Here is an 18,873-nt window from a genome sequence, read left to right on the forward strand (position 1 = left end):
AGTTACTTCAGGCTCTTCCTGAAGAAGTCGGTCAGTTTGTCGAAGGGGATCAGTTTGACCCGATCGTACAGATCGACGTGACCGGCACCCGGCACAATCACCAGTTGCTTGGGTTCACCGGCCAGCTTGTACGCCTCTTCACTGAATTCGAGCGAGTGCGCTTCGGAGCCTGCGATGAACAGCATCGGACGCGGCGAGATCGAGGCAATGTCATTGAACGGGTAGAAGTTCATGAACTTGACGTTGCTGGTCAGCGTCGGGTGTGTGGTCAGCTTGGGCGACTGGCCTTCGGGGGTGTACTCGCCACGCGGTGTGCGATAAAAGTCGTAGAACTCACGCTCGATCGGGTGCGATTTTTCAGTGATCTCGTGCACCGTACCGCTGGTGTACCTGGTCTCGCCACCTGCAAATTCCACGTCGCGCTGAGCCGCCGCTTCGGCAATGATTTTCTTTCTCTGCTCCAGCGTCTGCGAGTGCTTGAGCCCGTTACGATTGGCAGCGCCCATGTCATACATGCTGACAGTGGCGATGGCTTTCATGCGCGGGTCGATCTTGGCCGCGCTGATCACAAAACTGCCGCTGCCACAGATGCCCAGGACGCCGATACGGTTCTTGTCGACGAAGGTCTGGGTGCCGAGGAAGTCCACTGCCGCGCTGAAGTCTTCGGCGTAGATGTCCGGTGATACGGCATTGCGTGGTCGGCCTTCACTTTCGCCCCAGAAGGACAGGTCCAGTGACAGCGTCACAAAACCCTGTTCCGCCAGTTTCTGCGCATACAGGTTGGCGCTCTGCTCTTTCACCGCGCCCATCGGGTGGCCGACGATAATCGCAGGAGCCTTGTTGTCGGGGTCCCAGCCTTTGGGAATGAACAGGTTCCCGGCCACTCTCATTTTGTACTGGTTGTTGAACGTGACCTTCTGCTGAATGAGCTTATCGCTCTTGTAGAAGTTGTCTGCACCGTTGGACATGTCTGCTCCCACTGCCGAATATGAGCCCACTAAAAGCCCAAGCATTAATAGAAATCTCTTCATCGCGGTCTTCCTGAATCGAGTGATCAACAAAGGTTTTTTATTGCTTCATTCACTGAATCGAGCGTGGCGCATCGCGGCATGGGCAAAGACTGCCGAACCGAGCAACACCACGGCGCCAAACACAAAGGGGCTCCACCAACCCAGGTGGTCGAACAACTCACCGCCCAAGCCGGCACCCACGGTGATCGCCATCTGAATGGTCGCGACCATCAGTCCGCCACCGGCTTCAGCGTCGTCGGGCAGCGTGCGGCTGAGCCACAGGCCCCAGGCCACCGGCGCAGGCGTGGCCACCAATCCCCAGACACCGAGCACGACGGCAACGGCCACAGGCGAATGCCCCAGCGCGATTAACACAGCAGCCAGCACGGCCATCGCCAGCGGGATTGCGATCAGGTAGGCGTAAATGCGTTTTTGCAGCAGTCCTCCGATCATCCAGGTCCCGGCCAGACCGCAGAGGCCCAGCAGCAGCAACATCAGCGACAACGTGGTCACGCTCACGCCGGTGATGCTTTCGAGAAACGGCCGCAAGTAGGTGAAGACCGCGAACTGGCCCATGAACAGCAACATGATCGCGAGCATGCCGATGGCCACCTGCGAATTGCGCAGCAGCTTGAAAGGATTGGTCGCCCGAGTGTTCTGCGGGCTGCTCATCGCCGGGAGGCTCAACCACTGCCACGCGAAGGCCAGCACCGCGAGCGGGATCACCAGGAAGAACGCGCCACGCCAGCCGATGTACTGACCCAGAAAACTACCCAGCGGCGCGGCGACAGTCGCGGCCAACGCGTTACCGCCATTGATCAGCGCCAGCCCCTTGGCGACCGAATCCTTCGGCACCAGACGCATGACCGTGGCCGTCGACATCGACCAGAAGCCACCGATGGCAACACCCAGCAAGGCACGACCGGTCATGAACACCACACCGTTGGGCGCGAACGTCACCGTCATGCCCGACAACAACAGCAGGAAACTGAAACCCAGCAGCACCTTTTTGCGATCGAAACGCCCGGTCAGCGGCGTATTGAGCAAACTGGTGAGTACCGCGAAGAAACCGGAAATGGAAATCGCCTGGCCCGCCTGCCCCTGGCTGATGCCCAGGTCCTGCGCGATGGGCGTCAGCAGGCTGACCGGCATGAACTCCGAGGCAATCAGCACGACCACGCACAGCGCCATCGAAAAGACCGCGCCCCACGCGGGCGGATGGGCCGCTGCCGCTTTGTGTTCTATGGTTGATTCAAATGTTTTCATGTACCCCTGACCTGCTTGAACGATGCCGTCACGACGCTGAGCCTGACGACTGTAAAAATGTGAAGCACAGGTTAGGGCAAAGGGATTAGGATGATTAGACGCCGCAATTTCCATGCGATTGTGAGAGAAACTCAGCAATGAGCACACCCAGACTGAATGACCTGCAAGCCTTCCTCGCCGTCGCGCGGGATCAGAGTTTTACCAAAGCCGCCGTAAAGCTTGGCGTCACGGCGTCAGCCTTGAGCCATACCATTCGTGGGCTTGAGGAAAAAATGGGCGTGCGTCTGCTGGCTCGCACCACGCGCAACGTAGCGCCGACCGAAGCGGGCGAAAAACTGATGAACACCATCGGGCCGCTGCTGGACCAGATCGCAACGGAAGTGGCAGTGCTGGGCGAGATGCGCGACAAGCCAGCCGGCACGATCCGCGTGACCTGCTCCGATGACGCTGCCGAAAACATCATCCGCCCGATGCTGGCGGGCTTTCTGGCGCAATACCCCGATATTCAGGTCGAGGTCTGCATCGATTACGGCTTCACCAACATCGTCAGCGAGCGCTTCGATGCGGGCATACGTCTGGGCGAATCGATCAGCAAGGACATGATCGCCGTGCGCCTCGGCCCGGACTGGCGTCTGTCCGTTGTCGGCACACCCGAGTACTTCGAAAAGCATGCTGCGCCGCAGTTGCCTCAGGACCTGACGCAACACACCTGCATCAACATCCGCCACTCACCGAACGGCAACTGTTACGCTTGGGAGTTCGAAAAGGACGGACGCAAGCTGAACACGAGGGTCAACGGCCAGTTCACCTCCAACAGCATGATCCACGTGATGAACGCGGTGCTGGACGGTGTCGGTCTGGCTTATGTGCCGGACTTTCTCGCCAAGCCGCATCTGGCCAGCGGACGCCTCAAGGAAGTGCTCACCGACTGGAGTCCGTACTTCGAAGGCTTTCACCTGTACTACCCCAATCGCCGCCAGGCATCCCCCGCATTCACGGCGTTTGTGGAGGCGATCAGGTATCGGGGCTGAAGGGTTACTCGCCGGCGTCCTTCAAAGCTTGCGCCACCTTGTCGAGCGAGCCCTGCGCAGGTTCAGGCAGAAGTTTCAGTTCGGTGGCCTTGCCGCGAATCACCACCTGCATGCTCAGGGGAGCCCCCTTCGCATCAGCCAGAATTCGATAGGTTGTGTCGCCGCGTACGAAGCTCAATGTATGACGGGCGGCGTCGTAATCGAAGCGCTCGCCTTCAGCCTGCGGATAAACCAGTCCGACCTCGTCCTTCGCGTCGATGGCAGCGTAAGCAACGGGTTCCGACGCTGAAGGGCGAAACAACACAATGCGCTTGCCCGAAGGCGCGAGCTTGAACGAGAGCAGTACCTCGCGCTGATCATCCTCTTCCCACACGATACGGGTCGTGTAGGTCATCTTGCCGTTCTTGTTAACACCCACTGTTTCTTCGGGGAGAAACCCTCTATTTCCGCTGTGATCGATGACGGTCTCTGTTTCCAGGACGGGCTCGCCATTGCGTACGCTGTACGTGGCCATCTGGTGCCAGCAGCAACCGCTTTTGGTCATGGTGCTGATTTCACGTTTCTTCTCATCGATCCCGAACATGCCGCAGTTCTCCTGCGCCAGTTGGGTGAATGAGTCACTGTGCTTGAAACCATTCGCCGTGCCGAGGAACACCTGAAACGACGGCCCGTGATAGCAGCTGTTCTGGCCGTCCATCAACGCAAGATCCTTGATGCCGTCGAAGTTGAAATCCTGATAGATCAATACACTCTGCTCGCCATACGGCAGCTCTTGCACGTTCGCTTTGACCTTGCCGGTCTTCGCATCGGTGTCGAGCACCATCTCGTCGGACTGCACGCGGATCAGCGGCTTGTCACTGGCTTTGCCGTAGACGCTGATCACACCGGGCCGAAAGGTCTCGTCCGTGGCCGCAACTTCCACCGTGGCGCGGTACTGGTCGGAAAAGTCCTGCAAGGCGTAGGTCTTGCGGGCAGCCTTGTCGAAAGCCGCCGCGTCCATCTCGCCATAAGTCTTCTGCGTCTCGGCAGCGCTGGCCAGTGTCGACAGCATCAGCCCGGACAACATCGCCAACGCCCACAGCGCACGCGATGAACTGGCGTGTTGAGGTTTCAATATCAGCATGAAGTGCATCCTGTTTGATAATGCCGCGAGTCTACTTCAGATTTTTTTGATGGTTAGCGTCATATCGCGGAGGTGACGTTTCTTCATTTGCCGCCCCCTGCCCGCCCGACCTCCGTTAATGCTTTAATCGCGGCCCCTCTTCGTTCACGGGATCTGAAAGTGTATGGACATTGAATCGCTCTGGCTCAGAACCCAGGAACTCTGGGGCATGCTCGATCAGCATCCCTGGGTGCGTACCGGTCTGGCGCTGTTCCTGCTGCTGACCACCGCACTGGTACTTGGCCGCGTGGCGCGCTTTCTGATTCTCTACGCGATGAAGATGCTGGGCCGACAGCCTGCCCTGCACTGGCTCAACGACTTTCGTCATAACAAGGTCTTCCACCGACTGGCGCAGATCGTGCCGTCGGTGGTCATCCAGTTCGGCCTGAACCTTGTCCCCGGTCTCAGCGCAACCGGTAAAGGCGTGATCGCCAATATCACCCTGGCGTTCACCATCCTGTTCATGACCCTGACCATCGGCACACTGCTCAACGCCCTGCTGGACATCTACGCCCGCACCGAGCACGCCCGTACGCGCTCCATCAAGGGCTACGTGCAACTGGCGAAAATGATCCTCTACATCTTCGCCGCCATCATCATCGTCGCCACCCTGATCGACCGTTCACCGTTGTTGCTGTTGTCCGGTCTGGGCGCCATGTCGGCGGTCATTCTGTTGGTCTACAAGGACACCCTGCTGTCCTTCGTTGCCAGCGTGCAACTGACCAGCAACGACATGCTGCGCGTCGGCGACTGGATCGAGATGCCGCAGGTCGGGGCCGATGGCGACGTGGTCGACATCACCCTGCACACGGTCAAGGTGCAAAACTTCGACAAGACCATCGTTTCTATCCCGACCTGGCGCTTGATGTCCGAGTCGTTCCGCAACTGGCGCGGCATGCAACAGTCCGGAGGCCGACGCATCAAACGCAGCCTGTTCATCGACGCCAGCGCCGTGCGCTTTGTGCGCGACGATGAAGAACAACGCCTGATGCAGGTGCACCTGCTGACCGACTACATCGGCCGTAAACAGGCAGAGCTTCGCGCCTGGAATCAGGCTCAGGGCAATGTTGCCGAACTCTCATCCAACCGCCGCCGCATGACCAACATCGGCACTTTCCGCGCCTACGCCGTCGCCTATCTGAAAAGCCACGCCGAGATAAACCCAGGTATGACCTGCATGGTCCGGCAGCTGGAAGCCACATCACAGGGTATTCCGTTGGAGATCTACTGCTTCACACGCACGACGGTGTGGGTGGATTACGAGCGGATTCAGGGGGATATTTTTGATTACCTGATCGCGGTGATGCCGGAGTTTGGCTTGGGGCTTTATCAGCAGCCGAGTGGTGCGGATATGCGGGTGGCGTTAGGCAGGAGCGAATAGTAAGCAGCCGGCCAGCCTTCGGCAGCGTGACCATCAGGGATGGTCACGCTGATTCGAGCCACTCGCAAATCCCCGTCACCTCCGGATCTACTCTGCAATCGTACAGCTCACTTCCACCTGCTCCGGCCCGTGCGCCTGCCCTGCAGCCAAGTCCCCAACCACCCCGTTTTTACTGGCTTTGTTCAACTGCTGCTGAACGTTCTTCAAACTGGTCTTCTCGATCACAGCGGTGTAACTGGCACCCAGTTCGCCTGTGGGATCGACAAACACCTCGACACGCGCCACCGGCAAACCGAACACGATAAAGCGGGTGGGCGGGACCAGCGTCCAACTGCCAGGCGACTCGGCGGCAATGTCTTTGAGCTTAGCTTTCGGCATCGCCTGACGACACTCCACTGCAGACCTCACCGCAGGCTCAATTGCAGCCCAGCGCTGCGGATCAATAGCCGTGCCATTGGCAGCAATAACGGGTAAGGCCGCGAGCAGCAGGTTTTCCATCATGGACGTAATTCCTTATCAAGTGGCTGGCCAGGGTTTTGGCTGCAAAGGTTTTACCGTCTTTCTCAGACTCGGTCCATATTGAGCACGAGAAGTAACGGGCGCACAGCCCACCCGCTGCCTCGTCCTATGTTCAGCCTGACAGTTGTGCTGTTGCCTTGATCAGCAGAGTCACTGTAACGTCGAGCCCCAGTAACCGAGGACATCCCAGTGAGCGACTCCAAACATCTCGAAGAACTGTGCGCCCGTTTCAACGCTGGGGAGTCTCTGGCGTTCACATTTTTCTGGGGGCACCAGCGCAACAAAGCCGCCGTCACGGCTTCGTGCTTCAGCCAGTGGTTCGAAGCCGAGTTCATTGTTGATGGGCAACGTTACCCAACCGCCGAGCATTTCATGATGGCCGAGAAAGCGGCCCTGTTTGACGATCAAGAAATCCGTACGCAAATCCTTCAGGCCCCTACTCCCAATGCAGCCAAAGCACTCGGCCGCAACGTGCGTGGATTCAATGACAAGCTTTGGCTGAAACACCGTTACGGTATCGTCGTCCAGGCGAACCAAGCCAAGTTTTTTCAGAACCCGGAACTGAACGATTACCTTATGCAAACCGGCTCACGCGTTATCGTCGAAGCCAGCCCGGTAGACAACATCTGGGGAATTGGACTGGCACAGGACAACCCGGATGTGAACAATCCGAATCTTTGGAAGGGCTTGAATCTGTTGGGGTTTGCGTTGATGCAGGTGCGGGATGGGGGAAATGTCGGAGGCGAAGGGTCTGTGGGCTGACTCACGAGCGCAGACAGTCCTCCAACAACGGTTTTAGCTCAAGATCAAATCCGTCGACATCAAAAATAAACGCTTTGTGCTCATAACTCATAAACGAGCCCCTAAGTTGACACGCCGGCATAAAAAATTCAATTCATTAAAGAGCAAAAACTCGCCAACTGCAACTCCCCGCCGACAGAAATTCTCGTTCAAAAAATCGAGCCTTTATAAAGCCTATCGCCGTTAACTATGACCCGTTTTTTTCTCAATCTCTTTTCTCAAAAAGCGAGGAATAGGTGTATCAACATAACACCGAGCCATCTCAAAGGGATCAACAATTGAAGCAATCACTCCGTCAAACGAAAAATCCCCTACGACATACTTAGCAAATGTAGGTGAAGAGGGATCTTTATCAACCAACCAGAGCCCATCGTAGACACAGACTAGGTATTCTCCGATGTAATAACCAAGGCGAGTAATCAGCCAGACTCTATTATTTTCACTCACCACAGCATTCTTGAATCCGCTGTCCAGAGTAGACAAAAACCTTTCAGGATGATTCAGCACTTCGTGCGGTTCATCCAAACCTAGATTTTTGCAAAATTCGTGAAGAACCGGCAAACGTTCAGCTTTGAATGAGTCAAATCCAGCGACCCTTAGCGCCAATAAGTTTTGCAGCTTTTCGTCAGCATCATCCATCACCCACCTCAACATTTATTTGCACAACATGTGTAGCGTACGCAATGGAGCATCACGTCGCACCTCTCATTTGATTGCTGCACCAAGCCTTACGTATACCTCGACTACGCTGCCCGAGCGGCATGGTGTAGAAAAACATCCATCACCCTCGCCGCAGCATGCCTACACCTTAAAATTATTTGATATTGTAATAGGTGTAAAGATCAGCGTCAGGCCAAAATTCTTCGTAGGCGGTCAACGTGCTTCTTAATGCTTCGGTACGAGGATCTTCCAAAGGGTTCATCTTTAAAATCACAAACTCTGTGATTTCGGGCCATTGGAGGTCACGCATGCAAAATGCGACAGCTTCAAATGGAGAGATTTGAGATATCAAAATTTGTTTAAACCTATTTATAAACTCCTGCTTGTGGCCTGGGTGTTGTTTTATAAAGTCTAAAATATGTAACAACGACATCTCATAAGAGATTTTCAGTTCTTCCCCAAAAGCCGCCACAGCCACATCGCAAAGTAAGTCAAACTGACTGATGATATCATTCTTTTTAGCCCCCATTGTCTAAGTCAGGATAACCTTGTCAAATTTTAGATCTACTGCACCACCTATTGCTTTCGCGCCGACGGCAAATTAAAAGCCATGCTCATTAGCTTACCAAACTACCCACCTCACCTCACAATCAACTAGCTGAGCCTGGAGCCCTGCCTCATGCTCGAACCAGTAGTCAAACCCTTCAACATCACTTTTATTCAAGTAAAGATAATACCCGCCAGTGTCGCCATCACGGTCGGCCGCAACAACAATTTCCCAGCCAGAATATTCGCCATTGACAATAATACCCTTCCGAGCGATAGACACATTCATATCCTAATTCGCGTAGGTAACATGATTGTTAGAAATACATTTTCCAGTCAAAGGGTCTTTAACGCCAAAATGTACATGCGGAACTCCCGGGGCGTGTTTTTCTGGTATAAATTCTGAGTCGATACTGGGCTCCTTGGTGCCATCAGCGCAATATCCGCCTCCGGCCCCGGCGGACATTACACCAACCAGCCCCATCCCGTTAAGCACCGCTTGCGCGCTAAACATCACGCGCTCGGCAGGGGCCGCTTCACGGCCTGGTATAGGAAATAGGGATCGGTGCGCCTGTATGCGAGGCAGGCGAAAATAAAGGTGTTAGAAATAAGTGACCCTAAAGGTGACTTTCCCTGCAATAGAGTCATATTGACTCAACCCTTTAGATAGTGCTTGCTTATAGCCACTGGTTGCGACCTGCTGCCCTAGATCAAGCATTTTCTGATCGTTAAAATATGCTCGCATCATAAACGGTTTTGGGAAGACCTCATATTGAAACACCAACGACACTTCCCGCTCTATCATCGAATAGCGTAGAAATAGCAGAAACAGGGAGCAAACCACTACATCATTAACAAAGCAAAACCTTGGCCTGACGTCCATTCCCCAGTCAACCTTCCATCAACGGGAACAATCGCTGCGAATAACTTATGACGCCGCCGAGTACTTTAGTACACTTTGATATAGACGACAACACTGCAACCGAAAACAGATAATCATTGTTTCACGCACACTTTTTACAAGCATTATATATTGCTTAATCTTATTCCTCACAACTTCCAAGTGTTTTCTCCCCACCTAATTAATGTAATAAGAAATCATGTGCCCGTTCGGCCACTCACCTTTCCAGCCACATGGCCAACCACCGCTCTGATAGATATTAAAAATATTCTCGAAAAACTTATTACTTCTTCCTAGAACCGCCCGACTGTATAAACATCCTTTTAAGTCAGATACAATATCATCAAAAAACTCTTTATGCTGCTGATCGAGTTGACTTAAAATCTCTCGAGACATCTCACTCAGCACACCTGAAAGCTTATTATCAACATCAGCATACTTACTCTCGCCATCGTAGATAACGCTCCAAATCTCACTCATTTTATCTGAGCGCAAATCCGCCCAAGTATACTCATCACTGCCATAAACCTCATCCCAAGCAAATTTCTTCGCAACCTCAATGTTATTGATAACCTCGCCACTTGGATAGGCCCTACCAGACACCTTCAAAAGGTTACCGCCACTTACAAAATCTAGAACCTCAGCGACTAAGCCTGCGTTCTCACCAACTTCTATTTTTTTATCCATCTCAACCATACGCCTATTTTAGCACCGTCAATATTCCTTACAAGTATGCCTGATTTATTTACATCTCTCAGCTCAAGCTGCAAGTCGTAAACCTGCTTTTGCAATTTATTGATTGGTAAACTTCCACTCATATAATCTAAAATCTGAATTGCAGTTTCAGTATAACTTTTTTATTAAGTGCATGCCTAGGCATACTGCCAGCTAGTCTTTCTGACTTTGCGCCGCTGGAGGGCAGCCTTTGTCCGCAAGCTCTGTTACTACTCAGTCTTTTAGATGCGTATCTGTGACGTGTGGACCATGTCGTTCAAGAGGGTGCGTAGTATTCGTAAACTTGCCATTAGGCTTTACTATCTGCGCACCGTCAGTTGCCATTAGCCCTCCCGACTGAAAAAGTTCCGAGTACTCGGAACTGCCTTTTGGACCTTCTTGAGGTCAGGATGAATTAAGTACTATTTAAATCCGCCCCCTTTTCCTTTTGGTCTCTTTTAAATAAATCACAAAATATTATTAAAATCATATAGGTACGCTAAATATTCATCGTTGCTCCACACGTGACCATCCAGCTTATCAATCATCACTGTCCAACCAACCCTAACCTCACCGTTACCCACAACCCTAAAACTCCAAAATACCGGAGGAGATTTCATAGTCCACAGAGGATCAAAAAAAACATGGAGTCCTTTCGCCACAGCATAACCACATGCCAACTTAGTCGCCTGCTCGATGCCAATATTACTTAGATCCCTATACTGCACAGCTGAACTAAATACCTCCACCCCCCTACGCCTCAACTCAACAACTATTGAGACCATTTTAATCCTGTTAACATTCAATCCCAAAAAACCAGAGTATTTTTTTTCAGGCTCACACACGAAACTCTTGTCAAAGACATGCAAGGGCCCAAGTTCAGAACCTTTATATTCATTCAATAGAAACAAATCACATTTCATTTCATTTCCGCCTACACCGCAACTACAAAAAAATTATAACACCTCCACCGGTCAAGATTGACTTCAGACTTTCCACTGGTGCTGAGTGAGGCCATCACCCACCAACAGGCCAAGGATTTTTGATGAATATTCAACCACTCTGAATTGTTTCATTAACAACTGCATGGGGCTAGCTCCCGCTCTAACACTTGCTGTAATTGAGGCACCACTTTCAAATGAACTTTGTATAACTTCCACATCAAAGCTCGACATATAATTCGCCTGCCTTCCAAACCCAAGCTCCTTCAACCCATTCGGTATATTTGACAAAGCAGTACTTTCACTCGTCGTACCAATTGCTTCTCTAACATAGGCCTCTGGAACATCACCCAGATTTTGCTGCCATTCGGCAACTTCCAGCTGCGCAAGAAGCTTCATTTGCTTGACCTAACACAGGACTATTCGGGGTATAAGGTTGGAATGCGTCTTTTCAAATACTCTTTCACCGTTGCCCTCTCGCTTTATTAGTGCAATATCTTTTGGACCGGTTGGACATGGGGCTCAGTATCCACCGGCGCTGACATCCGCAACCGACAACCAATACTCCACTACTGCATCGAAGCCTTTGTCGTTGCTCCGTGTCTGCAACGCCACAAGCGCCTGCCGCGCATCAGTTATCGACCAACCTGTGGAGTTCAGGGTCAGCCACGCATGGTCCAAGCGTCCGGCTTGCAAGAAGCTCTCAAACAACGACTTTTTCTCTCGATCAGGATCAAACCACGCCGGTAATTGGCCACCTTTCGGCGCGGGCATATCCCTGTCGATGATTTCGAAGGAGCAACTGCTTTCCCACCATGGCCCGGGGTCGGACGGGTTGGGAAAGTCTCCGCTGTAGGATCCAGAGCCTTCAGCAATGCTGTCCAGCGGCGTCTGCTTGCTGAACAATTCGACGTTGGCGAAACCTTGGGGATCGTCACCGGTATTCAGTGACTGCGCCTCCAGCGCTTCGAGACAATCAAGTCCAACCGCTTGGGCAAATTGCTCAAGCTTTGGGGTGGCACCGTCTTCGACACTGATGGACATCATTGCCATAACACCCATCAACTGGGCGGGAGTGCGGGCAATCTCGATCGTCATATGCTCGGAGGCTACATACATCTTAACGAAGCAGGGTTCGCGGTCGACAAACCAGTGCTTCCAATAGCCGATATAAGTAGGCCTCGATCCATCGCTCCACAGCGGGATCAACGCTGGTGGAAACCCGTACCACTGCGCCGGAGCGTCCAGCGTGCAGATGGGCGGACGGATGCTTCCATCCGCACATGCACCCAGCACCGCCGGCAATCCTAGTACCTGAAATGTCTTCTTGAGATTCATACCTTCACCGTTTTGGCGCCAGGGGCGTCGACCAATCGGGGATCTCTATTCTGTGCAACGGAGAAATAGGCCCCACCCAGATTTTGGAAGTTGCACTGGTTTGCTGGTGTATCAGTTGATGAGCTTCGCGCGAAGGTACGGGTACTAGATGCCGGGGGTCAACGATCTGTGTTGGAAAATCTGTCTTACCGAAGTTCCAGTGGTTGACCTCAGCAATTTCCTCGCCCGCCGCACGAGAAGACTTAACAAAGCGGCTGTTGACGGCATTGAAGGACTCTTCGAGGATTCTCTGGCTCGGATTCTGGCCGCTGGCCAAGGCATCCAAATAGCGCGTATAGCCAATCGCGCTTTCAGCACTGGGCGCCGAGCGCATTGCATCGTTCCACATCTGCAGCATGATCTGACCGATCTAGCTGAGCGGCCTGCCCCCCCATGGCAACGCCACTCACTTTAAAAGCGCAACAGACTCTAATCACGCATTGAAAATTACGATCAAGTATCACATCTCAATCCATAAGAAAAAATCCATCTTGAAAAACAGATTTTAGATCCGCACGGCACTTTGAGAATGACGAGAAATCGTTGATCACATCCTGAATATCATCAGTTATTCTTATTATACAACCACTATCCAACTCATCGACAAAGAAACCATTTCCCCTCAACACATCAATATCTAGACCCACTAAAAATTCAGTACCTAGAAACATACTCCAACTCGCGTTTGATATTTTGCCACTCTGTAAAACCCCAGACAAAAACAGGCTTTCAGGGGTGCCAGCTTTTATGCCTTCCAACTCAGAGCCAGAGAAAATATGTAGCATTGCGTATTTTGGCCTAGTGGCTATGCAAAGTTTACTAAAGAGCTCAAACCAATCAACCTTACTATTGAATTGCGCACGAACATTAACTGCGCCGCTTATTAGCTCACCCTTAATAGAAGTATGTGTGTGACTGACCTCACATTCATATTTTGCCACTTTCTTTCTTTTCCAACGAAGCCCTATTGGAATTTCTATTTTTGTTCCTTGCGCCTGAATTTTAGCCACCTGCGCCCAATAAGGCTTACAACCAGAAACGCTTTCATATTCAGCTATTTTAGTTTCCCATTGAAATAATGTTTCAGGTACAAGCCTCAAATTTCCTGAAAAAGCATCAAGTATCTCCTTACCTATACTCCAGTCGGACGTATCACAATTCGTGAGCAACGATATACGCAACATGAGAAATCCCGATATCTTAAAGAAGAAATTGGGGGTCAGACCACTATTATCCGCCCGCTGAACAATATGCAACGGGGTATTCGGCAGTAAAACCCTAGGACCGCGAGTAGCAGCCCCCCTAACTGGACAAGATAGTACAGCTTAGCCGCCTATCACTATACAAAAAATAATACCTATAATATAAAATATAAAATATAAAATATAAAATATATTTTTAACGGGCGATCCTGCTGTATTTTAGAAAGAAAAACTGTGGCTACCCATTTCTTTTCAAAAGCTAATCAAGCGAGAATGATGCTGGTCACCCTGCTTATAGATCACCTGCAATCAACGCAGAAATTATTCTGCGTACATAAGAAACTGGAATGAAATCAAAACCATCTCAAAAGACTAACAGTCGCCCACGATTAGGGAATTTAAGCATGCTTTTCATCTCTCGACAAACAGCTTCTGAGTCGACCGCACGTTCAAAATAACAACAGCAATTGGAAGCCATCGATCAACTACCTAAGAGACAGCAGAAATTTGTTGCGTAGATGCTCGATGCCCTGAGCGATCAGGCCACGACCAAGGCGAGCAGCAAAGGAAGGGAGGTTTTGCAGTAAGCATATAAAGCAACACCGGCGCGGAGCCGGTGTTGGGTGAGCATCAAGTAAGACTTCAAGCAGGAAGCTTGGCTAATAGTTTATTTACTTTGGTGGTATCTTCTGGATGAAGTTGAAGGTATTTCTCGCAAGCCAGCCTCACAAGACTGTAACAATCTGCTTCAGAAACAATAGTTTCCCCATCAAAAACACCAAACATTAAACCATCAAATCTCAACTCATCACCTGAACCTTCTAAGTCCGGCAACTGAAAGTAAGCCTCATCAAAACAAAAACCAATACCATCAGTGAGTAAAGACAACCCGTACAAAATTTTTTTACTCATATTTATAGAATTAAAAAACTCCTTAACAACCCAAAATTCGTCATTTTCATAATCAACGCCTTTAAAAATATATTCACTTAAAACCCCTCCACCTGTGGAATTACTAGCCATTTAGTTAGCCTCCGGAAAGAAGCTTCTCACGTTCTTACCGTCCAAGTAGACTCTAAACCTCACACCGCCTGCGGCTGCCGTGTACTCTCTCAACCCCTGTGAAATTGCTGAATTGTATCCGCTAGCAGCGGCCTGCTGCCCAAGGTCCAGTATTTTTTAATCAGTAAATACCTTGGGATCATAAACAGTTTTAGTGAACACCTCTGACTTATAGCCGGTTACATTTCCAGCTCTGTCATAAGCTGGAATTTGATATTTAATCTCGGATATCCCATTTACCGCCCCCGGAGTCTGACTAACAACTTTGGCGCCGTTCTGGGTTGCAGCCTGAGAAAAAACATCAAGATTGTGTGTACCACTTATCCCTTTCCTTTGAGTTAACCCATCAAAACCACTCAAGTAATTTTTGATATTTGGATTAAAACTCATTCCCTCAGGGAAAGTGGCTACTCCTTTTGCACCAGCAATCTCCCCTCAGCCTTCACCAACTGAGCCAGATTACCCCCCGCCTTAGGCTTGAGTCCACCGTCTGGCGTTTGGAGGTAAAAGACACCATCGGGACTGACGACCTCTATGTTACCCGTCCTGGTATTGATGACTTGCCTATACCCTTCAGGCAGATCCGCGTTCCTGACGAGCATCGCTCCAGCAGAGCTGTCTTCGCGGTAGTACGAGGGAAGCGCCGGTTGCTCAACAGTGCTACCCTCTGAAAGGGCCTTCCCCTTGCCTTCAAGCCCGGCAGCCTCATCAACAGGATTGGCCGCAAAAAAATCATCATTTGCAGCGGCGCCGCGGTTCCCGACAACCTTCGTCTCACCCGATGCACCAGACGCAAGAACCGCAAAACTCTCATCATTCGCAGCCGCCGCACCGGTCCCGACAACCTTCGTCTCCCCGGAAACCAACCCGGACGTCGAAGGCTTCACCGCAACCCCCGACCCGGCAGACATTACACCAACCACCCCCATCCCGTTAAGCACCGCTTGTGCGCCAAACATCACGCGCTCCGCAGCTGTCGCCTCTAGACCGGTTGCAGGGTTCTTACCGCCAAATGCCATGTAACCCTGGCAAGCAATGCCAGCCGGGCCCATGCCGCCGCAACCTGCTGCGTAGAGATTTTGAAAGGTCTGGTCCAGCTGGGTTTTAGCAGTGGCCAGTTCGGTCGCCGTTTTTGCTTTGTAGATTTCAGACTGCTCGTAGCTGGCAGGCTCGAGTACCCGTTCCTGTCCCAGGTCGGTCTGGATCATCTTGCTGGACACGACGCAGACACCGTTGCCTGATGTCGCGCAGTTGACCAGTTGGCCGGGCTCCACGGTCGTGGCGGGCGATTTGAGGAAGTCGTCTTCAACCGCCAGTGTCTCGGGAAGCAGCGAGCCCGCTTTCTTCATAAGCTCGTCGATGTCCTTGGACAGACTCTGGCATTCTGCCGAAGACACGCCCTTGCAGGAGTCAGCGAACTGCTTCTGCTTCTGGATCAACGTAATCGCTTCTGCACCGCGAAGCTGGTTGTTCTCGACCGCATTTTTTGTCGCGCCTGCAAGCGCTGGCGCAGCAATGCGTTCTCTTCTTCTAGAAAACCGACCCGCGACTGCATCTTCGCAAGCATTTGCTTCAGCAGCTGGAGATCGTCGGGAAGGTTGTCGGGCATGGATTTCATGCCCTGGCTTATACCGAATCAGGCCACGAATCGCGGCGTCAAAACCTGATGGGGACGGTTACGCCAGAGGTCAAAACCGTCGAGCAGCCAGTTCAGTTCCTGAACGGTCAGGACAATCGCCTCGTCGGTGGCATCGGGCGATGTTTTGAATCGCTCCGATTCCAGGCGTTTGAGCCAAAGGCAGAAGCCGTTGCGCTGGTAAGTAGGCCGTAGGAGTTTCACCTTCAGCCTCTCGCAGAACCGTACGTGAGCCTCTCAACTCATACGGCTCCCGTTGCCCGGTCGAAACTCATTTCCATAAACATGCCAGTGCACGAACAACGATGGACAGGCTTTCTTAATCCGGTTGAGCCAATCAACACTGCGGCGCTTGTGCCCCGCCAGTGGTTTGTACTTCTGACGGGCCCAGCGTTGCAGCTTCAAGTCAAAGTGATTGAAGACCTTGCGCATGACCGTTTTGTAGAAAGCCCCATAGTAGTTCCACCACCCGCGCAGGGTAGCGTTGTACTGCTGTGACAACTCAAGAAGGCTGACCGGTGTTTGCCGCTGGATATTCCAGCTACGAGTTCGTTGACGCATTCTTTTTAACGCCTCATTACTGGCCCCGGGCAGGAAGCTGGTAAACAGGCGTCCATTATTGCCCCATGCCTCCCGTGGCCGGAAGGTGAACCCCAGAAACGTGAACTGCGTCGTTGGGTACGCTGCTTTGCGGTTACTGTCTTTGCAATACACAATCTTCGACTTTTCCGGGTGCATGGTCAGCAGACATACTTCCAACCGTGCCTTGATTGCCGCCATGACCTCACACGCCTGCTTTTCGCTACGGCAGTGAACCACCGCATCGTCGGCGTAGCGTGCAAATGGACAACCTGGAAAAGTCCGTTGCATCCAGGCATCGAACGCATAGTGCATAAACAGATTCATCAATAAGGGACTGACAACCCCACCTTGGGGTGTACCGCTTTCACGCGGAACCTGAACGCCGTCAGCAGTCTCAAACGGCGCTTTAAGCCACCGTTCGATATACAACAGAATCCATTCATCCTTTATGTGATGCCTGACCGCTTTGAGCAGCAGCTCATGATCAATGTGATCAAAGGCTCCCTTGATATCGAACTCCACCACCCAATTGATATTCCAGCAACGCCTACGAGTGATCTCCACTGCCTGTTTGGCTGACTTTCCCGGCCGGTATCCATAGGAATCCGGATGGAACAGACAGTCCAGACTCGGCTCTATAAGCAACTTGATGGCGGTCTGAGCCACCCGATCGGCTACTGTTGGAATACCCAGCTTGCGTTTGCCTCCTGATTGCTTCGGAATTTCCACCTGCCGAACCGGTGGCGGAAAATAGGAACCCGACGACATGCGGTTCCAAACCTTGTAAAGGTTCCGTTGCAGCTTCTGCTCGAACTGGGCAATAGATTGTTCATCTATCCCAGCGGCTCCTCGATTGGCTTTCACTCGCTGGAAGGCCTCCCAAACTGTCAGCTTGGAAATGCTGTACGACTTTGCTGCGCTCATGCCGCTCTTCCCCGCCGAAGCCGGTTGACGACATAAGCGAGCTGGGCAACGCCATCCCTTCGCTCCACTCTCATTACAAGAACTTCATCACTACTACGAATGGCTCCGCCCCTCGGCCTTTGCATCGGTATTCTTCCTTGCGGTGGTAGCCGCTTGTCATTTCCCTTGGCATCAAAGACGAGGTTCTCACGTTCCATATCAAAGCCTGTATTGAGCTCATGCCGCCTATACACCGGCTGCCATCTGGACAGTAGACAGGTATCTTCCAGACTAATCCCGAGGCTACTGGGCGACCTCGGTTTTGACAGCACTTGGATCCTTAACGATGCGTCTTCGGACGGTTTGCTTTCGCTCATCTTCTCAATACGTACCTGACGCCGTTATCGGCGCCTTTTCCAGCGGTCGCTCACCACCACGCCTTTTGAACGCAGCAGCACCGGGCGGTTTGAAGCCAGCTCCTGCAAGCAGACTCCGGGAGGCCTACTCCCATCTTTGATACAGCATCGCTGGCTGACGCCAGCGTTCGTGACACACCCCAGTACAAGATTTTCACTCGGTTGCGCGGCTTGTTGAGGAAAACGAAAAGTACCGGGTCGAACACGGCAACCTTGATATCCAGTTCGACCAGAGCAGCCAGTCCGTCGATGGATTTTCGAAAGTCCACAGGTTTGGGATAGAGGTACACTTTTTCGACTTTGGCGTCGGGTCGCATCATGGTCGATGGGCTCCTGAGAAAATCGGGAGCCCAGCATCTGGCATTAGCTCAGTGCTTTGAATGTGGGGTTCATGGAGCGGTTACGTTAAGCCTGCGCTACACTTATTGCAGATACCACTTGCATTAGAAATTTTCACATCCACAACGCGACCATCTAACTGGACAGATGTTAATCCTTGCCTGTCAATTTTATTAGCCACGTTATTAAATAGATCTTCTTCCGCATGCCGAGTAAATAACGGATTATTATAAGGTGACTTGATCGCTCTTGCCTCTCCGTATAGTTCATCTAGGCTTGGCAGCCCAGAATTGCGACGCAGTACTGGTGAAAGGCCTTCGACAACCTCAGATTCAAACCCAGGAATATCTGTTCTAGCGACACCTATTGTGTTCCCATCTGGCAAATTATATTTTGCTCTAATTAAAGCCAAGTCATCTGCAGT

Annotated in this window: 23 protein-coding genes; 3 read left to right on the forward strand and 20 right to left on the reverse strand. The window is 51.8% G+C overall.

Annotation, left to right across the window (positions count from 1 at the left end; translation table 11 throughout):
* Positions 1 to 2: 2 nt before the first annotated feature.
* Both AC0IXS_RS07450 and AC0IXS_RS07455 read right to left on the reverse strand, forming a co-directional pair.
* Positions 3 to 1,031 carry an alpha/beta hydrolase gene (locus AC0IXS_RS07450; protein ID WP_057410355.1) on the reverse strand — a complete coding sequence of 343 codons (1,029 nt, stop codon included), beginning with the start codon at positions 1,029 to 1,031 and terminating at the stop codon, positions 3 to 5.
* Between the two features lie 45 nt (positions 1,032 to 1,076).
* On the reverse strand, positions 1,077 to 2,276 hold the full coding sequence (locus AC0IXS_RS07455; protein WP_122431799.1) for an MFS transporter: 1,200 nt from the start codon (positions 2,274 to 2,276) through the stop codon (positions 1,077 to 1,079).
* 137 nt (positions 2,277 to 2,413) lie between these two features.
* Here AC0IXS_RS07455 and AC0IXS_RS07460 point away from each other — a divergent pair, with 137 nt between their 5' ends.
* A complete protein-coding gene (locus AC0IXS_RS07460; protein WP_122413892.1) occupies positions 2,414 to 3,307 on the forward strand; it encodes a LysR family transcriptional regulator in 894 nt (297 codons plus the stop codon).
* Positions 3,308 to 3,311: 4 nt separating this feature from the next.
* Here the strand turns inward: AC0IXS_RS07460 and AC0IXS_RS07465 are convergent, their stop codons facing one another.
* Entirely contained in the window at positions 3,312 to 4,430 is a 1,119-nt protein-coding gene (locus AC0IXS_RS07465) for an XAC2610-related protein (RefSeq protein ID WP_240045226.1), read from the reverse strand.
* 163 nt (positions 4,431 to 4,593) lie between these two features.
* Between AC0IXS_RS07465 and AC0IXS_RS07470 the strand changes: the two genes are divergently transcribed.
* The gene (locus AC0IXS_RS07470) at positions 4,594 to 5,850 is read left to right on the forward strand and encodes a mechanosensitive ion channel family protein (RefSeq protein WP_449117769.1); all 1,257 of its coding nucleotides are present in this window, start codon (positions 4,594 to 4,596) and stop codon (positions 5,848 to 5,850) included.
* A gap of 87 nt (positions 5,851 to 5,937) precedes the next feature.
* On the opposite strand, the gene AC0IXS_RS07475 is transcribed toward AC0IXS_RS07470, so the two are convergent.
* Complete coding sequence (locus tag AC0IXS_RS07475; RefSeq protein ID WP_235806288.1) at positions 5,938 to 6,351, reverse strand: hypothetical protein; 414 nt, start codon at positions 6,349 to 6,351, stop codon at positions 5,938 to 5,940.
* 207 nt (positions 6,352 to 6,558) lie between these two features.
* Between AC0IXS_RS07475 and AC0IXS_RS07480 the strand changes: the two genes are divergently transcribed.
* Positions 6,559 to 7,131 (forward strand): NADAR family protein, encoded by a 573-nt coding sequence (locus AC0IXS_RS07480; protein WP_449125646.1) that lies wholly within the window; start codon positions 6,559 to 6,561, stop codon positions 7,129 to 7,131.
* Between the two features lie 222 nt (positions 7,132 to 7,353).
* On the opposite strand, the gene AC0IXS_RS07485 is transcribed toward AC0IXS_RS07480, so the two are convergent.
* The 16 genes from AC0IXS_RS07485 to AC0IXS_RS07560 all read right to left on the reverse strand — a co-directional run bounded on the left by AC0IXS_RS07485 (position 7,354) and on the right by AC0IXS_RS07560 (position 18,861).
* On the reverse strand, positions 7,354 to 7,809 hold the full coding sequence (locus tag AC0IXS_RS07485; protein WP_449125647.1) for a hypothetical protein: 456 nt from the start codon (positions 7,807 to 7,809) through the stop codon (positions 7,354 to 7,356).
* 175 nt (positions 7,810 to 7,984) lie between these two features.
* The gene (locus tag AC0IXS_RS07490; RefSeq protein ID WP_471824247.1) at positions 7,985 to 8,359 is read right to left on the reverse strand and encodes a hypothetical protein; all 375 of its coding nucleotides are present in this window, start codon (positions 8,357 to 8,359) and stop codon (positions 7,985 to 7,987) included.
* A gap of 1,095 nt (positions 8,360 to 9,454) precedes the next feature.
* Positions 9,455 to 9,964 (reverse strand): hypothetical protein, encoded by a 510-nt coding sequence (locus AC0IXS_RS07495; RefSeq protein ID WP_471824249.1) that lies wholly within the window; start codon positions 9,962 to 9,964, stop codon positions 9,455 to 9,457.
* A gap of 494 nt (positions 9,965 to 10,458) precedes the next feature.
* Positions 10,459 to 10,914 carry a hypothetical protein gene (locus AC0IXS_RS07500; protein ID WP_471824251.1) on the reverse strand — a complete coding sequence of 152 codons (456 nt, stop codon included), beginning with the start codon at positions 10,912 to 10,914 and terminating at the stop codon, positions 10,459 to 10,461.
* A gap of 63 nt (positions 10,915 to 10,977) precedes the next feature.
* Positions 10,978 to 11,331, reverse strand: a complete 354-nt coding sequence (locus tag AC0IXS_RS07505) for a hypothetical protein (protein WP_471824253.1) — start codon at positions 11,329 to 11,331, stop codon at positions 10,978 to 10,980.
* A 123-nt stretch (positions 11,332 to 11,454) separates the two neighbouring features.
* Entirely contained in the window at positions 11,455 to 12,270 is an 816-nt protein-coding gene (locus AC0IXS_RS07510; RefSeq protein ID WP_122689350.1) for a hypothetical protein, read from the reverse strand.
* 4 nt (positions 12,271 to 12,274) lie between these two features.
* Positions 12,275 to 12,667, reverse strand: coding sequence for a hypothetical protein (locus AC0IXS_RS07515; protein ID WP_471824255.1), 393 nt, complete (start codon positions 12,665 to 12,667; stop codon positions 12,275 to 12,277).
* Positions 12,668 to 12,776: 109 nt separating this feature from the next.
* The gene (locus AC0IXS_RS07520) at positions 12,777 to 13,493 is read right to left on the reverse strand and encodes a hypothetical protein (RefSeq protein ID WP_471824257.1); all 717 of its coding nucleotides are present in this window, start codon (positions 13,491 to 13,493) and stop codon (positions 12,777 to 12,779) included.
* Positions 13,494 to 14,153: 660 nt separating this feature from the next.
* Positions 14,154 to 14,534, reverse strand: coding sequence for a ribonuclease toxin immunity protein CdiI (cdiI, locus tag AC0IXS_RS07525; RefSeq protein ID WP_471824259.1), 381 nt, complete (start codon positions 14,532 to 14,534; stop codon positions 14,154 to 14,156).
* A gap of 156 nt (positions 14,535 to 14,690) precedes the next feature.
* Positions 14,691 to 14,963 (reverse strand): CdiA family toxin C-terminal domain-containing protein, encoded by a 273-nt coding sequence (locus tag AC0IXS_RS07530; protein ID WP_471824261.1) that lies wholly within the window; start codon positions 14,961 to 14,963, stop codon positions 14,691 to 14,693.
* 17 nt (positions 14,964 to 14,980) lie between these two features.
* A complete protein-coding gene (locus AC0IXS_RS07535) occupies positions 14,981 to 16,012 on the reverse strand; it encodes a hypothetical protein (protein WP_471824263.1) in 1,032 nt (343 codons plus the stop codon).
* The gene (locus AC0IXS_RS07540) at positions 16,009 to 16,182 is read right to left on the reverse strand and encodes a hypothetical protein (RefSeq protein ID WP_471826309.1); all 174 of its coding nucleotides are present in this window, start codon (positions 16,180 to 16,182) and stop codon (positions 16,009 to 16,011) included. The genes AC0IXS_RS07535 and AC0IXS_RS07540 overlap by 4 nt, the downstream gene beginning before the upstream one ends.
* 27 nt (positions 16,183 to 16,209) lie before the next feature.
* Complete coding sequence (tnpB, locus tag AC0IXS_RS07545) at positions 16,210 to 16,419, reverse strand: IS66 family insertion sequence element accessory protein TnpB (protein WP_122460747.1); 210 nt, start codon at positions 16,417 to 16,419, stop codon at positions 16,210 to 16,212.
* 27 nt (positions 16,420 to 16,446) lie between these two features.
* A complete protein-coding gene (ltrA, locus tag AC0IXS_RS07550; RefSeq protein ID WP_096767612.1) occupies positions 16,447 to 17,715 on the reverse strand; it encodes a group II intron reverse transcriptase/maturase in 1,269 nt (422 codons plus the stop codon).
* A 406-nt stretch (positions 17,716 to 18,121) separates the two neighbouring features.
* Complete coding sequence (gene tnpB, locus AC0IXS_RS07555) at positions 18,122 to 18,430, reverse strand: IS66 family insertion sequence element accessory protein TnpB (RefSeq protein ID WP_056835473.1); 309 nt, start codon at positions 18,428 to 18,430, stop codon at positions 18,122 to 18,124.
* An 80-nt stretch (positions 18,431 to 18,510) separates the two neighbouring features.
* Entirely contained in the window at positions 18,511 to 18,861 is a 351-nt protein-coding gene (locus AC0IXS_RS07560) for a hypothetical protein (RefSeq protein WP_164672307.1), read from the reverse strand.
* Positions 18,862 to 18,873: the final 12 nt, after the last annotated feature.

The sequence above is a fragment of the Pseudomonas sp. AC016 genome, from assembly GCF_979253365.1.

Excerpts from the sequence above, each read along its gene's own strand:
- AC0IXS_RS07450 (WP_057410355.1), bottom strand. The coding sequence starts at position 1,031 with ATGAAGAGATTTCTATTAATGCTTGGGCTTTTAGTGGGCTCATATTCG.
- AC0IXS_RS07455 (WP_122431799.1), bottom strand. The coding sequence starts at position 2,276 with ATGAAAACATTTGAATCAACCATAGAACACAAAGCGGCAGCGGCCCAT.
- AC0IXS_RS07460 (WP_122413892.1), top strand. The coding sequence starts at position 2,414 with ATGAGCACACCCAGACTGAATGACCTGCAAGCCTTCCTCGCCGTCGCG.
- AC0IXS_RS07465 (WP_240045226.1), bottom strand. The coding sequence starts at position 4,430 with ATGCTGATATTGAAACCTCAACACGCCAGTTCATCGCGTGCGCTGTGG.
- AC0IXS_RS07470 (WP_449117769.1), top strand. The coding sequence starts at position 4,594 with ATGGACATTGAATCGCTCTGGCTCAGAACCCAGGAACTCTGGGGCATG.
- AC0IXS_RS07475 (WP_235806288.1), bottom strand. The coding sequence starts at position 6,351 with ATGATGGAAAACCTGCTGCTCGCGGCCTTACCCGTTATTGCTGCCAAT.
- AC0IXS_RS07485 (WP_449125647.1), bottom strand. The coding sequence starts at position 7,809 with ATGGATGATGCTGACGAAAAGCTGCAAAACTTATTGGCGCTAAGGGTC.
- AC0IXS_RS07490 (WP_471824247.1), bottom strand. The coding sequence starts at position 8,359 with ATGGGGGCTAAAAAGAATGATATCATCAGTCAGTTTGACTTACTTTGC.
- AC0IXS_RS07495 (WP_471824249.1), bottom strand. The coding sequence starts at position 9,964 with ATGGATAAAAAAATAGAAGTTGGTGAGAACGCAGGCTTAGTCGCTGAG.
- AC0IXS_RS07500 (WP_471824251.1), bottom strand. The coding sequence starts at position 10,914 with ATGAAATGTGATTTGTTTCTATTGAATGAATATAAAGGTTCTGAACTT.
- AC0IXS_RS07505 (WP_471824253.1), bottom strand. The coding sequence starts at position 11,331 with ATGAAGCTTCTTGCGCAGCTGGAAGTTGCCGAATGGCAGCAAAATCTG.
- AC0IXS_RS07510 (WP_122689350.1), bottom strand. The coding sequence starts at position 12,270 with ATGAATCTCAAGAAGACATTTCAGGTACTAGGATTGCCGGCGGTGCTG.
- AC0IXS_RS07515 (WP_471824255.1), bottom strand. The coding sequence starts at position 12,667 with ATGCTGCAGATGTGGAACGATGCAATGCGCTCGGCGCCCAGTGCTGAA.
- AC0IXS_RS07520 (WP_471824257.1), bottom strand. The coding sequence starts at position 13,493 with ATGTTGCGTATATCGTTGCTCACGAATTGTGATACGTCCGACTGGAGT.
- cdiI (WP_471824259.1), bottom strand. The coding sequence starts at position 14,534 with ATGGCTAGTAATTCCACAGGTGGAGGGGTTTTAAGTGAATATATTTTT.
- AC0IXS_RS07530 (WP_471824261.1), bottom strand. The coding sequence starts at position 14,963 with ATGAGTTTTAATCCAAATATCAAAAATTACTTGAGTGGTTTTGATGGG.
- AC0IXS_RS07540 (WP_471826309.1), bottom strand. The coding sequence starts at position 16,182 with ATGCCCGACAACCTTCCCGACGATCTCCAGCTGCTGAAGCAAATGCTT.
- ltrA (WP_096767612.1), bottom strand. The coding sequence starts at position 17,715 with ATGAGCGCAGCAAAGTCGTACAGCATTTCCAAGCTGACAGTTTGGGAG.
- tnpB (WP_056835473.1), bottom strand. The coding sequence starts at position 18,430 with ATGATGCGACCCGACGCCAAAGTCGAAAAAGTGTACCTCTATCCCAAA.